Genomic DNA, 15,391 nt, shown 5'->3' with positions numbered 1-15,391 from the left:
CCAGCTCCAGTAGCTCTTCACGTGTCTCGTACGGGATCGCTCTACGCACCACAACGCTCCTTGCGGGTCAGCGTTGCTTAGACCGATGGATTCCGCGGCGTTGCAACCCATGGGAAGCGCAGGTTTCCCTGCATACCTTGGGAAACCTGCAGCGCACGACCAAAGCAAAAGGGCCGCCATCCGTGAGGATGGCGGCCCTTTCGAAAGAGCTTCAGCGGGTCAGCGCGAGACCTTGCCGGCCTTGAGGCAGCCGGTGCACACGTTGAGGCGCTTCGGGGTGCCGTTGATGACGGCGCGCACACGCTGGATGTTCGGGTCGAAGCGGCGCTTGGTGATCTTGCGCGACCACGGCCGGTTGTTGCCGAAGGACGGCTTCTTGTCGCAGATGTCGCACACGGCGGCCATGGTGACTCTCCTGGAGATTGCTGATGATCAAGTCTTGGTCGATCCGGCGCTACGCATGGGCGCTGCGACACGGTTCAGACAACCGGGAAAGCATAGCCGCGCGCCCGACGCGGACAGAAATCGAGGGTGACTGTCGGCGGTCCCATTAGGGTGAAGCCGATGGACGAGCAGGCGACACCCGAGCGCGGTGGGTTCGAGCTGGAGTCGGTGCTCCGGTTCGTCGACATCGCGACCGATGCGCTCGCCGCCGCCCGCGAGGAGATCGACCAGCTCAACGTCTACCCGGTCCCCGACGGCGACACCGGCACCAACCTCTACCTCACCATCAGCGCCGGCCGCGACGCGATCCGTGAGGCGGCCGACAAGGGTGACGCCCAGGCGATGGCCGCGTTCGCCCGCGGTCTGCTGCTGGGTGCTCGCGGCAACTCCGGCGTCATCCTCAGCGAGATGCTCGGCGCCCTGATCCGCCGCCTCGCGAGCGCTCAGGCGTCCGATCGCAACGCGCAGGTGATGGCCGACGCGCTCGACGCTGCCGTCAAAGCGGCGTACGCCGCCGTCGGCGAGCCCGTCGAGGGCACCATGCTCACCGTCGCCCGTGCCGGGGCCGAGGCCGCCGCCGTCGAGGTCGCCGACCCGAGCCGGCGTACGCGCGACGTCTTCACCGCAGCGGCCGCCGCGGCCCGCGAGGCCCTGGCCCGTACGCCGGAGCAGCTTCCCGCCCTGGCTCGAGCCGGTGTCATCGACGCCGGCGGGCGCGGGATCTGCGTGATCCTCGACGCCGGCGAGACGGCGATCACCGGCAAGCGGCCGATCGAGGTGACCAAGCCGCGGCGGCGCATCGCCGCCGACGCGCCGGCAGCCCCGGCCCACCAGCAGCACGACCAGGAGGGCGGGCACGACCACTCGGGCGACCTGAGCCCGGACGGCCCGTCCTACGAAGTGATGTTCCTGCTCGACGCCGACGACACCGGCGTACCGGCCCTGCGCGAGCGGCTCGGCCGGCTCGGCGACTCCGTGGTCGTGGTCGGTGGCGAGCGCCTGTGGAACGTCCACGTCCACACCGACGACGTCGGCGCCGCGATCGAGGCCGGCATCACCGCCGGTCATCCCTACCGCATCCGGGTCACCCACTTCGCCGACCAGGTGGCCACCAAGCCCGGCCCGCAGGCCGACGTGCCGGCCGAGGCCCGGCGGGTCGTCGCGGTCGCGGCCGGTGATGGACTGGCCGAGCTCTTCGAGGAGGCCGGTGCCGTGGTCGTGCGCGGCGGTCCCGGCAAGCGCCCCTCCACCGGTGAGCTCCTCGAGGCGATCACGAGCTGCGGCGCGCGCGAGGTCATCGTGCTCCCCAACGACGAGAACACGATCCGGGCGGCGCAGGCCGCGGCCACGACGGCCGAGGCCGACCACAAGGGCGTGCGCGTCGCGGTCATCCCGACCCACGCCCAGGTCCAGGGCCTGGCCGCGATCGCGGTCCACGAGCCCGATCGCAGCTTCGACCAGGACGTCACCGAGATGACGGCGACCTCCCGCCACGTCCGCCAGGGCGCGGTCACCATCGCCGTACGCCAGGCCATCACCAGTGCCGGCCCGTGCGAGCCGGGCGACGTGCTCGGCGTCGTGGGCGGCGACTTCGCCGTCGTCGGAGCGACCCAGCGCGAGGTGGCCGAGGAGGTCCTCAGCCGCCTCCTCGCGGCCGGCGGTGAGCTGGTCACCATCGTCGCCGGCGCGGACCCGCAGGACGCCGAGCTCGCCGACGCGCTGGTCGCCTGGGTGGAGGAGAAGCATCCCGGGCTCGACGCCGTCCTCTACTCCGGAGGCCAGGAGCGCTACCCGCTCCTGCTGTCGGTCGAGTGATCGATCTCGACTCCCCGCTGACCGCCGTCCTCGGGGCTGCGGCGCCCGCGAAGCGGAGCAAGATCGAGAAGGGTCTCGGTCTGCGCACGGTCGGGGACCTGCTGCACCACTTCCCGCGCCGCTACCTCGAGACCGGTTCGCTGACCAAGGTCGACGAGCTCAAGCCGGGGCAGATGCTCTGCGTCGTCGGCGAGATCGCGCGCTGCGACATCAAGGCCTACACCGACCGGCGCACCGGCCGCCCGGCGTACCGCGTCGAGGCCGTCCTGCGCACGGACGGCCCCCACCTGAAGATGACGTTCTTCGCCAAGAACCAGGGCACCGCCGGGTGGCACGCCAAGCGGGTGGCCGAGGGCAACCGCGGCGTCTTCCTCGGCAAGGCCGACCGCTTCCGCGACCAGTGGCAGCTGGTCAACCCGTCGATGATCATCTTCGGCGGCGCAGGGGGAGACGAACCCGACGAGGCGCCGATCACGCCCGACGAGATCGGCACCTACTTCCCGATCTACCCCCTCACCAAGGGGGTGGAGACGTGGGACCTCGCCCGGGCGGTGAAGTTCGCGCTCGACGTGATCGGCGAGATCCCCGAGGTCCTGCCCGCAGGCGTCCGGGACGAGTACGACGTCCTCCCGATCCGGCAGGCCTACGACTGGGTCCACCGGCCCGAGGAGCGCGACCAGGTCGTCGAGGCGCACCACCGCTTCCGGTTCGAGGAGGCCCTGGTCACCCAGCTCGTGCTGGGTCGGCGCCGACGCGAGCTCAAGGCGCTCGGCGCGACCGAGCGGACCGGCGGCGACGGTGCCCTGCTCGCAGCGTTCGACGCCAAGCTCCCCTTCGAGCTCACCAAGGGGCAGCGCGACGTGGGGGAGGAGATCGCCCTCGAGCTCGCGCGGCCCCACCCGATGAACCGTCTCCTGCAAGGCGAGGTCGGCTCCGGCAAGACCCTGGTGGCGCTGCGCGCGATGTTGCGCGTCGTGGACTCCGGCGGGCAGACCGCGCTGCTCGCGCCGACCGAGGTCCTCGCCCAGCAGCACCACCGCTCGATCGTCGCCATGCTCGGCGACCTCGCCGAGGGCGGCACCCTGCTCGGCTCGGGGGAGGGCACCCAGGTCGAGCTGCTGACCGGCTCGATGACCAAGTCGCAGCGTGCCCCGGTCCTGAGCCGGATCGTCAGCGGCGACGCCGGCATCGTCATCGGCACCCATGCCCTCCTGACCGACCAGGTGATGTTCCACGACCTCGGCCTCGTCGTCGTCGACGAGCAGCACCGCTTCGGTGTCGAGCAGCGGGCGGCGCTCACCGAGAAGGCCGCCCACCCGCCGCACGTGCTGGTCATGACCGCTACGCCGATCCCGCGGACGGTCGCGATGACGGTCTTCGGTGACCTGGAGGTCTCCACGCTGACCGAGCTCCCGGCCGGACGCGCGCCGATCCAGTCCAACGTCGTCCCGCTGGCCGAGCAGCCGTCCTGGATCGACCGCGTCTGGGCGCGGGTGCGCGAGGAGGTCGACAAGGGCCACCAGGTGTACGTCGTCTGCCCGCGCATCTCCGCCGAGCAGAGCGACGAGGGCTTCGTGGAGGCCGTCGAGGTCGACGAGGACGGCAACGAGGTTCCCCGTCCGATCCCGCCCGCGAGCGTCGAGGAGCTGCTGCCCGCGCTCAGCCAGGGTCCGCTCGGCGGTCTGCGCGTCGCCCAGCTCCACGGCCGCCTGCCGAGCGAGGAGAAGGACGCCACCATGCGGTCCTTCGCCGCGGGCGACATCGACGTCCTGGTCTCCACGACCGTCATCGAGGTCGGCGTCGACGTCCACAACGCCACCGCCATGGTCATCCTCGACGCCGACCGCTTCGGCGTCTCCCAGCTCCACCAGCTGCGCGGTCGCGTCGGCCGTGGCGGCCTGCCCGGCCTCTGCCTGCTGGTCACCCATGCCGAGGCTGGCACAGACGCCCGCGAGCGTCTCGACGCCGTCGCCTCGACGACCGACGGCTTCCTGCTGAGCCGGATCGACCTCGAGCAGCGCCGCGAGGGTGACGTGCTCGGCGCCTCGCAGTCCGGTCGCCGCTCGACACTGGTCAACCTCCGGGTGCTGCGCGACGAGGACACCATCGTCCACGCCCGCGACGCCGCCGAGGGCCTGCTCGACGCCGACCCGCGCCTGGCCCAGGCGCCGTTGCTCGCCGAGCGCGTCGAGGCGCTCGAGCAGTCCCAGGCCGCCGACTTCGTGGACAAGTCGTGACCCGCATCATCGGAGGGGCGGCCGGCGGACGTCGGATCGAGACGCCCAAGGGCGACGCGACCCGCCCCACCAGCGACCGGGTCCGCGAGGCGCTGTTCTCCACCCTCGAGGCGTGGTTCGAGGGCAGCCTGGACCGCATCGGCGTCCTCGACCTGTACGCCGGCTCGGGGGCCATCGGCCTGGAGGCGGCATCGCGCGGGGCGGCGTACGTCGTCGCCGTGGAGGCGGATCGCTCCACCGCCCAGCTGATCGCCCGCAACTCGAGCGCGCTCGACTCGGTCGTCGAGGCGGTGCCGCAGCCGGTGGCCCGCTTCCTGGCACAACCCGCTCGGACGAAGGTCGACCTGGTCTTCCTCGACCCGCCCTACCCGCTCACCGAGGAGGACCTCGCCACCGATCTCGGCCTGCTGGTCGAGCACGGCTGGCTCGCCGAGGACGCCCTGGTCGTGGTCGAGCGGAGCCGTCGCAGCCCCCAGCCGAGCTGGCCCGACGGCCTCGTGGCGCTGCGCGGCAAGCGCGGCATGAAGAAGTACGGCGAGACGACGCTGTGGTTCGCTTCGACCGCCCCGGCCGCGAGCCACTAGCCTCGAGCCATGACGCGCGCGGTCTGCCCCGGCTCCTTCGACCCGGTCACCAACGGTCACGTCGACATCTTCCGTCGCGCGGCCTCGCTGTTCGACGAGCTGGTCGTGGCCACCGGCAGCAACCCGTCGAAGAACCGGATGTTCCAGCCCGACGAGCGCATGGAGATGCTCCGCGAGGCGTGCGCCGACCTGCCCAACGTGACCGTCATGGGCTTCACCGGTCTCATCGTCGACTTCTGCCGCGAGATCGACGCCCAGGCGATCGTCAAGGGGCTGCGCGGCGGCAACGACTACGAGTACGAGCTGCCGATGGCGCAGATGAACGCGCACCTGACCGGCGTCGAGACCGTCTTCGTGCCGACCACAGCCAGCCTGGGATATGTCTCCAGCAGCCTGGTCAAGGAGGTCGCCACGCTCGGGGGAGACGTCTCCGGGCTGGTCCCGGCCAGCGTCGAGCTGCGCCTCAAGGAGCGCATCGCCCGTGGCTAGCCGCACCGGGAGGCCCACCCGCATTTGGTCGGCCCTCGTGAGTACTTCTACTATTGACCCGATCTGCTGTGCCCGGACCTGGAAGTGAAACTTTGACCAGCCTGGACCCGAGAGCGCCGCTCGTGCTCGATACTCGCGAGCTCGGCCGCCGCCCTGGGACCCAGACCGAGGTGACACGAACAGCGCCGGCTCCGGCAGATCTGGGCATCGAAGTCCTTTCCGTTCCCGAGGGAGCGCCGGTCCACCTGGACCTGCGTCTCGAGGCGGTGATGGAAGGTGTGCTCGTCACCGGTGAGGCCGAGGCCGATCTGGAGGGCGAGTGCGCACGGTGCCTGGAGCCGATCCGCGACCAGATCGTGGTGAACCTCCAGGAGCTGTTCGTCTACGACGACATCCGTGACTCCGCCGAGGCGGAGGAGGACGACGAGGTCAGCATGCTCCGGGACGACCTGCTCGACCTGGAGCCCCTGCTGCGGGACGCGGTGGTGCTCGCACTGCCGTTCCAGCCGCTGTGCGAGCCGGACTGTCCCGGAATGTGCCCCGAGTGTGGGGTGCGCCTGGCAGACGAGCCGGACCACTCGCACGAGGCGGCGATCGACCCGCGCTGGTCGGCCCTCCAGGGCCTGACCGACCAAGACTGAGATTCACGAACCTAGGGAGAAGACAGTGGCTGTTCCGAAGCGGAAGATGTCGCGCAGCAACACGCGTCACCGTCGCTCGCAGTGGAAGGCCGTCGCCCCCACGCTGGTGACCTGCGCCAACCCCGCCTGCGGTGCCAAGCACCTCCCGCACCGTGCGTGCGGCACCTGCGGCCAGTACGGCGCCCGCGGCGAGCGTCGCCAGGTCATCTGACCTTCCTCTGGAAGCTCACATCAGCTACCAAGAGCTCCGCAAGCAGCTCGGGGATCCGATCCTGGACCCCGAGCTGCTTGATCGTGCGCTGACCCATCGGTCCTACGCGTACGAGAACGGCGGCCTGCCGACCAACGAGCGCCTGGAGTTCCTCGGCGACTCGGTCCTCGGCGTCGTGGTCACCGAGACGCTCTACCTGACCCACCCCGACCTTCCCGAGGGTCGGCTCGCCAAGCTGCGCGCGGCGGTGGTCAACGCCCGCGCGCTGGCTGTCGTGGCCCGCCAGCTCGGCCTCGGTCAGCACATCAAGCTCGGTCGTGGCGAGGAGTCGACGGGCGGCCGTGAGAAGGCATCGATCCTCTCCGACACCGTCGAGGCCGTCATCGGCGCGATCCACCTCAGCGGTGGCATCGAGGTGTCCTCGCAGGTCGTCCACCGCCTGTTCGACCCGCTGATCACCGAGGCCTCCGGCATGGGTGCGGGCCTGGACTGGAAGACCTCGCTCCAGGAGCTCGCGGCCGAGCACGGCCTCGGCGTGCCGGAGTACGTCATCGAGGACGACGGCCCCGACCACCAGAAGACCTTCACCGCGCAGGTCCGGGTCGGCGGCAGTCTCTACGGCAACGGCCACGGCCGTTCCAAGAAGGAGGCCGAGCAGGGCGCCGCACAGACGGCGTACGGCGAGATCTCCTCCGCCCACGCCTGAGCAGGTCAGGTGCCCGAGCTCCCCGAGGTCGAGGTCGTCCGGCTCGGCCTGGAACGACATGTCGTCGGGTCCACGATCGCCCGGGTCGACGTACTCCACGAGCGTCCCGTACGCCGGCACCCGACCGGTGCCTCCGGCTTCGCCGCCGACCTGGTCGGCCGCACCGTCACCGCCGCGCGGCGCCGCGGCAAGTACCTCTGGCTCCCGCTGGACTCCGGCGACGCGATCCTCGGCCATCTCGGCATGAGCGGCCAGATGCTGGTCCAGCCCGCCGGCGCGCCCGACGAGCGCCACCTCCGCGTCCGCTTCTCGCTCGGCACCGGACCCGAGCTCCGCTTCGTCGACCAACGCATGTTCGGCGGTCTCAGCGTGAGCATCGGGGGCGCCGACCTGCCCCTCGAGATCGCCCACATCGCCCGCGACCCGCTCGACCCGGAGTTCGACGACGCCGCCTTCGTGGCGCGACTGCGCAAGCGCAGCTCGGGCGTCAAGCGCCTGCTCCTCGACCAGACCCTGATCTCCGGTGTCGGCAACATCTACGCCGACGAGGCCCTGTGGCGCGCTCGGCTGCACGGCGACCGGCCGGGGGAGCGGCTGACGCGCGCACAGGGCGTCGAGCTCCTCGGGCACGCCCGCGACGTCATGAACGAGGCACTGGCGCAGGGCGGCACCAGCTTCGACGCGCTCTACGTCAACGTGAACGGCCAGTCGGGCTACTTCGAGCGGTCGCTGAACGCCTACGGCCGCGAGGGCGAGCCCTGTCGGCGCTGCGGTACGCCGATGCGGCGTACGGCGTTCATGAACCGCTCGTCGTACTTCTGCCCGAGCTGCCAGCGGCGGCCTCGCGGGGCCTGATCGGGGTTTGACCCTGCGTCCACGGAGTGGGACTCTGGTAGACGGTCCGCAACGGATCCTCACACCCGCTCACGTGGAAGGCATCACTTCATGGCCAAGGCGCTGATCGGCCACTTGAACAGCGACCTCCGCGACCCCCGCCTTGCCGCCGAGAACGCTCGGCTTCGCAACCGGGTCGCCGATCTGGAGTCGCTGGTTCTCCGCCTCAGCGAGGAGCGCGACCTCCTCGCCGCACGGGTCGCCGTCGACGCGGCCGCCCAGGAGATGCAGCCCGTCTGACGGTTCGTCCCGCTCTGCGAGATCCCGGCACGCGGCGTTCGTGCAGCGCGGCGCCCCGCGGCTGCTTGTAGGGTGGAGGCCTGCTGAGCTTCCCCCTCGCAGCCGCATATCGTGAGCAGCCGCGTGAACACCGTGTCGTAGGGAGCCGCATGTACCTGAAGAGCCTGACCCTCAAGGGGTTCAAGTCCTTCGCCTCAGCGACGACGCTCCAGCTCGAGCCGGGCATCACCTGCATCGTCGGCCCCAACGGCTCGGGCAAGTCGAACGTCGTCGACGCGCTCGCGTGGGTGATGGGCGAGGCCAGCGCCAAGAGCCTGCGCGGCGGCAAGATGGACGACGTCATCTTCGCCGGTACGTCGGGCCGCCCGCCCCTCGGCCGGGCCGAGGTCATGCTGACCATCGACAACTCCGACGGCGCGCTGCCGATCGAGTACGCCGAGGTCACCATCAGCCGGACGATGTTCCGCACCGGTGGCTCCGAGTACGCCATCAACGGCACCACCTGTCGCCTGCTCGACGTGCAGGAGCTGCTCAGCGACTCCGGCATCGGCCGCGAGATGCACGTCATCGTCGGCCAGGGCCAGCTCGACCAGATCCTGCACGCGACCCCCGAGGACCGCCGCGGCTTCATCGAGGAGGCCGCCGGTGTCCTCAAGCACCGCAAGCGCAAGGAGAAGGCGCTCCGCAAGCTCGACTCCACCGAGGGCAACCTCAACCGCCTCAGCGACCTGCTCAGCGAGATCCGCCGCCAGCTCAGGCCGCTCGGTCGCCAGGCGGAGGTCGCGCGGCGCGCGGCGACGGTCCAGGCCGACGTACGCGACGCGCGGGCGCGCCTGCTCGCCGACGACCTCGGCAAGGCTCGCGCCTCGCTCGAGCAGGAGCTGGCGGACGAGAGCGTGCTCACCCAGCGGCGCGAGGAGGTCGAGGCCTCCCTCGCCACGGCACGCGAGGTCGAGGCAACCCTGGAGGCCGCGCTGCGCGAGGACCTGCCCGCCCTGGCGGCCGCCCAGGAGACGCTGTCGTCCCTCAACGCGCTGCGCGAACGCTTCCGCGGCACCCACTCGCTCGCCTCCGAGCGCGTCCGCAACGCGGCCGGAGTGGCCGAGGCCGATGGCGACGGGGTCGGCACGGCCAGGGACCCCGAGGAGATCGAGGCCGAGGCCGAGCGTCTCGCCGCCCAGCAGGCCGAGATCGGCGCCCAGGTCGCCGCCCACCAGACGGCGCTGGAGAAGGCGATCGAGGACCGGCGCACGGCCGAGGAGGCCGGCGCGGCCGAGGAGCGGCGCGTCGCCGGGCTGCTGCGTGCCGCCGCCGACCGACGCGAGGGACTGGCCCGGCTGCACGGTCAGGTCGAGACGCTGCGCTCCAAGGTGACCTCGGCGGACGACGAGGTCGGACGCCTCGCGGCTGCCCGCACCGAGGCGCTCGCCCGGGCCGACCGTGCCGACAAGGACTTCACCGCGCTCGAGACCAAGGTCGCCGGGCTCGACGCCGGCGAGGAAGGTCTCGACGCCGAGCACGAGGCCGCCGTCGCCCAGCTCGACGACATCACCGATCGCCTGGCCAAGATCCGCGAGGAAGCCCAGCAGGCCGACCGCGACAAGTCGGCCCTCGGCGCCCGCAAGGAGGCGCTCGAGCTCGGCCTGGCCCGCAAGGACGGGGCCGGCGCGCTGCTCGCCGCCAGTGACTCGCTCAACGGCCTGCTCGGCTCCGTCGCCGCGCTCGTCAGCGTCAAGGCCGGCTTCGAGGCGGCCGTCGCGACCGCGCTGGGCGCGGCCGCCGACGCGGTCGCCGTGACCGACGCCGACGCCGCGGTCGGAGCGCTCGGCCACCTCAAGTCCGACGACCTGGGCCGTGCCGGGCTGCTGCTCGGTGGGGGATCGGTCGACCGCTCCGACTGGCCCGGCCTCCCGTCCGGGGTGTCGTACGCCGCCGACGTCATCGAGTGCCCCTCGACCGTCCGTCCCGCGCTGACCCGGCTGCTGCACAAGACCGCGGTGGTCGACGACCTCGACGCGGCCCACCGTCTCGTGGGCGACCTGCCCGACGTCGTCGCGGTCACCCGTGACGGCGACCTGTTCGGTGCCCACTTCGCCGTCGGCGGCTCGTCCGGCCAGCAGAGCCTGCTCGAGATCCAGGCCGCCGTCGACGAGGCCACGACGGCACTCGCCGAGGCGGTGGCCTCCACCGAACGACTCGGCTTCGACCTCTCGCGGCTCGAGGCGGAGCGCGCCGAGGCGCAGCACCGCGTCGACGTGGCGCTGGCTCGGCTGCACGAGTCGGACGCCACCCTGGCCGCCGTCGCCGAGGAGCTCGGCCAGCACGGCTCGCTCGCCCGCGCCGCCCGCGCCGAGGCCGAGAGGCTCACCGAGGCGATCGCCAAGGCCGAGACCGGCCGCGAGCAGGCGCTCGTCGGCCTGGCCGAGCTCGAGCAGCGTCTGGCCGCCGCCGAGGACGGAGGCGAGGAGGAGCCCGACACCACCGAGCAGGCCCGGCTCGTGGAGCTGACCCGCGCGGCTCGCCAGGCCGAGATGGAGTCGCGGCTCGCGCTGCGCACCGCCGAGGAGCGCCACCGCGCGCTGCACGGGCGCGTCGACCAGATGCGCAAGGCCGCGGCCGCCGAGCGCGAGAGCCGGGCCCGCGCGGCCGCTCGTCGCGAGCGGCTGATCCGCGAGGGTCGCGCAGGCGAGGCGGTCGCCGTCGCGGCGGCGTACGTCATCGAGCGGTTGGAGGCGTCGATTGCGCTCGCGTCCGCTCAGCGCCAGGAGGTCGAGGACGCCCGCCGCGGCCGCGAGCAGCAGCTCATCACCGCCCGCGGCACGCTGCGCGACCTCGGGCGGGAGCACCAGGAGCTGATCAACTCGGTCCACCGCGACGAGCTGGCCCGCCAGCAGCAGCGGATGCGCATCGAGCAGCTCGAGGCCAAGGCGCTCGAGGAGCTCGGCATCGAGGCCGACGCACTCCTCGCCGACTACGGCCCCGAGAACCTCGTGCCTGTGGTCTCGAGCGACGAGAGCGCCGAGGACGCCGAGCCCGTGATGGTTCCCTACGTCCGCGAGGAGCAGGAGAAGCGGCTGCGCACCGCCGAGCGTGGCCTGCGTGAGCTGGGCAAGGTCAACCCGCTGGCGCTCGAGGAGTTCACCGCGATGGAGGAGCGCCACCAGTTCCTCTCCGAGCAGCTCGAGGACCTGCGGGCCACGCGCAAGGACCTCCTCGACATCGTCAAGGACGTCGACGTGAAGGTCGAGCAGGTCTTCACCGAGGCCTACCGCGACGTCGAGGCGGCCTTCGACCACGTCTTCGCGCGGCTCTTCCCCGGCGGCGAGGGCCGGCTCGTGCTCACCGACCCGAACGACATGCTCACCACCGGCATCGAGGTCGAGGCCCGCCCGGCCGGCAAGAAGGTCAAGCGGCTCTCGCTGCTCTCCGGTGGCGAGCGCTCGCTCGTCGCGGTGGCGTTCCTGGTCTCGCTGTTCAAGGCGCGTCCGTCGCCGTTCTACATCCTCGACGAGGTCGAGGCGGCGCTCGACGACACCAACCTCGGCCGCCTCCTGGAGATCTACGAGGAGCTCCGCGAGAACTCCCAGCTGCTGGTGATCACCCACCAGAAGCGCACCATGGAGGTCGGTGACGCCCTCTACGGCGTGACCATGCGCGGCGATGGTGTCTCGGCCGTGATCAGCCAGCGTCTGAGGGACGAACAGCCGGCCTAGACCGGTTTCGCCAAAATTCAGACGCGCCGCCGTTTCGTCCCTAGGATTCAGGTGGCTCGTGGGACGACGAGCCTGCTCGTTGGGACGACGAGCCTGATGTTCGGTGGGAGCAAGATGGTCTTCGGATTGAAGTCGCTGTGTGCTGCCGCGACGGTGGTCGTGGCGTTGATGACGTTCGAGCTGACGGGGGGACACCTCGCCGCGACGGCATCGCCGCCGTCTTCGTCGGTGGCCAGCCAGTTCGAGGTGCAGGTCGGGTCCGAGCAGCTGGTCTCGGGGCCCAACGACATGATCGACACGCCGTACTTCTCCGAGCGCGACGCGGGCGGCAAGCTGGTCGGCTTCTCCGGCAACGCGGCCTCCGTCGAGTACCCGACCAAGGGCAACGCCAGCCTGGGCAAGGGCCGCGTCATCCTGAAGAAGGGTGGCCGGGGCACGTTCGACGGCTGCGGCGCGTGGCTGAGCAGCATCTACAAGATGCCGGTCAACGGGAAGCCGTCGAACCACTGGGTCGGGTGGTACCACGCGGAGTCTGCCGGCGTCGGCATGGCAGGCATGTGCAACTACGCCAACCAGAGCACCATCTGGCGCATCGCGTACGTCGAGAGCTGGGACTCCGGTCGCACCTGGACCAAGCCGAGCTACCCGGACAACAAGGTCATCACCCAGGACACCGCCCTCACGGGCCCGGTCACCGGTGACGCGGGCAACCCGCGGGTCATCGCGGTCGGCAGCTACTTCTACCTCTTCTACCAGGCAGCGACCCGCGACCAGGACGTGCGCCTGCTCAACGTGGCGCGCGCCCCGATCAGCCAGATGGGCCGGCCCGGCACCTGGTCGAAGTACTACTGCCAGCCGACCGACCTGACGGTCAAGAGCTGCGGCTTCACCGAGCCCGGCATCGGTGGCCGGTCGACCGCGCTGCGCAACATCCCGCCGAGCTCGCGCTTCGTCATCTGGAACTCCTACCTCAACCGCTACATCGCGCCGATGGCCAGCGGCCGCAACGGGTTCACGCTGCGCGTCGCTGACGAGACGGGCATCGGGAACGTTCCCCTCACCTGGTCCTCCGCCGCCTCGATCTACCCGCCGGTGTCGACCACGTCCGACACGCTCGTCGACGACTGGACCGCCCGCACTCCCAAGTCCAAGCAGCTCTACGCCTACCCGTCGCTCCTCGGCTCCTACGGCAGCAGCTCGGTCACGGGGCAGTCGTTCTACCTCTACTACATGAAGATCTTCCCCGGAGGCGGGTTCGAGCAGCGCAACCTGTTCCGGCGCAAGGTCTGGCTGCGCAAGACCGACGACCTCTCGTACAACCGGGTCCAGCTCACGACGTACGTCAACGCGAGCGGTCGCCGCATCTCCTCGACCGAGGTGCCGAAGGCGCCGAGCTATCACGTCGCCACGAGCGCGGGCTACCTCCTGGCCGCCCAGCGCACCGGCTGGAACGAGATGTTCAGCTGCGCGGGTGCACACGGCGACAACTTCCTCGGTGTCGGTGGGTGTGCGGGTCGGGTCAAGATCCGCCGGGTCGGCTGGATCTCGCCGAGCCTGACCTCGAAGGCCACCGTGGCGATCTACAGCTGCTACGACGCGAAGCTCAAGCGCCACTTCGCCTCGTCCTCGCAGGCATGCTCGGGCCAGACCGATCTCGGCCTCCTGGGCTACGGCCTTCCCGCGATCGCATGAGCACGTCGGTTCGCCCGTAGAATCCGGCACGGCCCGTCCTCACGGCGGGCTCCGGGTCGGGGGGCGAGAGATGGTTGTTGGAGTGAAGTCGCTGTGTGCTGCCGCGACGGTCGTCGTGGCGCTGCTGGCGTTCGAGCTGACGGGGCAGCCGGTCGCGACGGCGTCAGCGCCGTCTGCCCCGGTGGCGAGCACCTTCGAGGTGCAGCTCGGGCCCGAGCAGCGGCTCTCCGGGCCGAACGGCATGATCGACATGCCGTACTTCTCCGAGCGGAACGCCGCCGGCAAGCTGGTCGGCTTCTCCGGCAACACCGCGTCCTACGAGTACCCCTCCAGGGGCAACACCAGCCTCGGCAAGGGGCGGGTCATCCTGACCAAGGGTGCGAAGGGCTCGCTGGACGGCTGTGGCGCCTGGCTGAGCAGCATCTACAAGATCCCGGTCAACGGGAAGCCGTCGAGCCACTGGGTCGGCTGGTACCACGCGGAGGCCGCGGGACCCGGCATGCACGGCATGTGCGACTACGCCAACCAGAGCACGGTGTGGCGCATCGCCTACGTCCAGAGCTGGGACTCCGGGCGCACCTGGAAGAAGACCGGCTACCCGGACAACAAGGTGATCACGCAGGACCGGAAGCTCACGGGGCCGATCACCGGGGACGCCGGCAACCCGCGGGTGATCGCGGTCGGCGGGTTCCTCTATCTCTTCTACCAGGCAGCGACCCGCGACCAGGACATGCGCCTGCTCAACGTGGCGCGTGCCCCGATCGGCAAGCGGGGCCGGCCGGGGACCTGGTCGAAGTACTTCTGCCAGCCCGCGACCGACCCGACGGTGACGAGCTGCGGCTTCACCGAGCCGGGTCTCGGCGGCCGATCGACCGCGCTGCGCAACATCCCGCCGAGCTCGCGCTTCGTCATCTGGAACTCCTACCTGGACCGCTACATCGCGCCGAGCGCCAGCGGCCGCAACGGCTTCTCGCTGCGGGTCGCCGACGAGACAGGCGTCGACAGCGTCCCGCTCGACTGGGGCTCCGCGGCCGCGATCTACCCCCCGGTGTCGACCGTCAGCGACGAGCGGGTCGACGACTGGACCGCGCGCACCACCAGGTCCAAGCAGCTCTACGCCTATCCCTCGTTCCTGGGCAGCACCGGCGACAGCACGACCACGGGTCAGTCCTTCTACCTCTACTACATGAAGATCTTCGCCGGTGACGGCTTCGACCGGCGCAACCTGTTCCGCCGCAAGGTGTCGCTGCGCTCGGCCGACGGCCCGGCGCTGAACCGGGTGCAGCTGACGACGTACGTCGACCCGCTCCACCGCCGCGTCTCCTCGACCGAGCGGCCGCAGTCGAACGGCTACCGCATCGAGACGAGCGCCGGCTACCTCCTCACGACCGGGCGTGCCGGCTGGAACGAGGTCTTCAGCTGCTCGTGGGCCAACGGGGACAGCTCGGTCGCGGTCGGTGGATGCGGCAAGCGCGTCACGATCCGTCGCATCGGCTGGATCTCGCCGACGCCCACCGCGGACGCCACCGTCGCCATCTATCGCTGCTTCGACCCTCAGCGCTCGCGGCACTTCGTGGCTACCTCGATGGCCTGTTCGGGCCAGGAGGATCTAGGCATTCTGGGCTATGGCCTGCCGCCGATCGCATGAGAATCGCCATGGCACCGCGGATTCCTGGGATTCGGCACGAATCGACCGACCAGGCCACCTAGCCTTCTGCCATCGGT

13 protein-coding genes are annotated in these 15,391 nt (G+C 70.9%); 12 read left to right on the top strand and 1 reads right to left on the bottom strand.

Annotated elements, in window-relative coordinates:
* Positions 1-219 precede the first annotated feature (219 nt).
* Positions 220-405 carry a 50S ribosomal protein L28 gene (gene rpmB, locus ACYVJ3_RS12100; RefSeq protein WP_460853253.1) on the bottom strand — a complete coding sequence of 62 codons (186 nt, stop codon included), beginning with the start codon at positions 403-405 and terminating at the stop codon, positions 220-222.
* A gap of 159 nt (positions 406-564) precedes the next feature.
* Here rpmB and ACYVJ3_RS12095 point away from each other — a divergent pair, with 159 nt between their 5' ends.
* From ACYVJ3_RS12095 to ACYVJ3_RS12040, 12 genes are all read left to right on the top strand, one after another.
* Positions 565-2,259: a DAK2 domain-containing protein gene (locus ACYVJ3_RS12095; RefSeq protein ID WP_460853252.1), complete on the top strand. Its 1,695-nt coding sequence runs from the start codon at positions 565-567 to the stop codon at positions 2,257-2,259.
* On the top strand, positions 2,256-4,496 hold the full coding sequence (locus tag ACYVJ3_RS12090) for an ATP-dependent DNA helicase RecG (protein WP_460853251.1): 2,241 nt from the start codon (positions 2,256-2,258) through the stop codon (positions 4,494-4,496). Before ACYVJ3_RS12095 ends, ACYVJ3_RS12090 begins: the two co-directional genes overlap by 4 nt.
* Positions 4,493-5,080, top strand: coding sequence for a 16S rRNA (guanine(966)-N(2))-methyltransferase RsmD (rsmD, locus tag ACYVJ3_RS12085; protein ID WP_460853250.1), 588 nt, complete (start codon positions 4,493-4,495; stop codon positions 5,078-5,080). Before ACYVJ3_RS12090 ends, rsmD begins: the two co-directional genes overlap by 4 nt.
* Positions 5,081-5,089: 9 nt before the next feature.
* Complete coding sequence (coaD, locus tag ACYVJ3_RS12080) at positions 5,090-5,569, top strand: pantetheine-phosphate adenylyltransferase (RefSeq protein ID WP_460853249.1); 480 nt, start codon at positions 5,090-5,092, stop codon at positions 5,567-5,569.
* Positions 5,570-5,838: 269 nt separating this feature from the next.
* Positions 5,839-6,210 carry a YceD family protein gene (locus tag ACYVJ3_RS12075; RefSeq protein ID WP_460853248.1) on the top strand — a complete coding sequence of 124 codons (372 nt, stop codon included), beginning with the start codon at positions 5,839-5,841 and terminating at the stop codon, positions 6,208-6,210.
* A gap of 25 nt (positions 6,211-6,235) precedes the next feature.
* Positions 6,236-6,421, top strand: coding sequence for a 50S ribosomal protein L32 (gene rpmF, locus ACYVJ3_RS12070; RefSeq protein WP_460853247.1), 186 nt, complete (start codon positions 6,236-6,238; stop codon positions 6,419-6,421).
* Positions 6,363-7,127 (top strand): ribonuclease III, encoded by a 765-nt coding sequence (gene rnc, locus ACYVJ3_RS12065; RefSeq protein WP_460853246.1) that lies wholly within the window; start codon positions 6,363-6,365, stop codon positions 7,125-7,127. The genes rpmF and rnc overlap by 59 nt, the downstream gene beginning before the upstream one ends.
* Before the next feature lie 9 nt (positions 7,128-7,136).
* Positions 7,137-7,982, top strand: a complete 846-nt coding sequence (mutM, locus tag ACYVJ3_RS12060) for a bifunctional DNA-formamidopyrimidine glycosylase/DNA-(apurinic or apyrimidinic site) lyase (protein ID WP_460853245.1) — start codon at positions 7,137-7,139, stop codon at positions 7,980-7,982.
* A gap of 90 nt (positions 7,983-8,072) precedes the next feature.
* Positions 8,073-8,261, top strand: a complete 189-nt coding sequence (locus tag ACYVJ3_RS12055; protein ID WP_460853244.1) for a hypothetical protein — start codon at positions 8,073-8,075, stop codon at positions 8,259-8,261.
* Positions 8,262-8,410: 149 nt separating this feature from the next.
* Entirely contained in the window at positions 8,411-11,974 is a 3,564-nt protein-coding gene (smc, locus tag ACYVJ3_RS12050; protein ID WP_460853243.1) for a chromosome segregation protein SMC, read from the top strand.
* Positions 11,975-12,025: 51 nt separating this feature from the next.
* The gene (locus ACYVJ3_RS12045; RefSeq protein WP_460853242.1) at positions 12,026-13,666 is read left to right on the top strand and encodes a hypothetical protein; all 1,641 of its coding nucleotides are present in this window, start codon (positions 12,026-12,028) and stop codon (positions 13,664-13,666) included.
* A gap of 70 nt (positions 13,667-13,736) precedes the next feature.
* Positions 13,737-15,314, top strand: coding sequence for a hypothetical protein (locus tag ACYVJ3_RS12040; RefSeq protein ID WP_460853241.1), 1,578 nt, complete (start codon positions 13,737-13,739; stop codon positions 15,312-15,314).
* Positions 15,315-15,391 lie beyond the last annotated feature (77 nt).

This window comes from Nocardioides montaniterrae (assembly GCF_054782655.1).
Note: the sequence above shows the minus strand (reverse complement) of the source record. Positions and strands in the feature narration are given on the sequence as shown.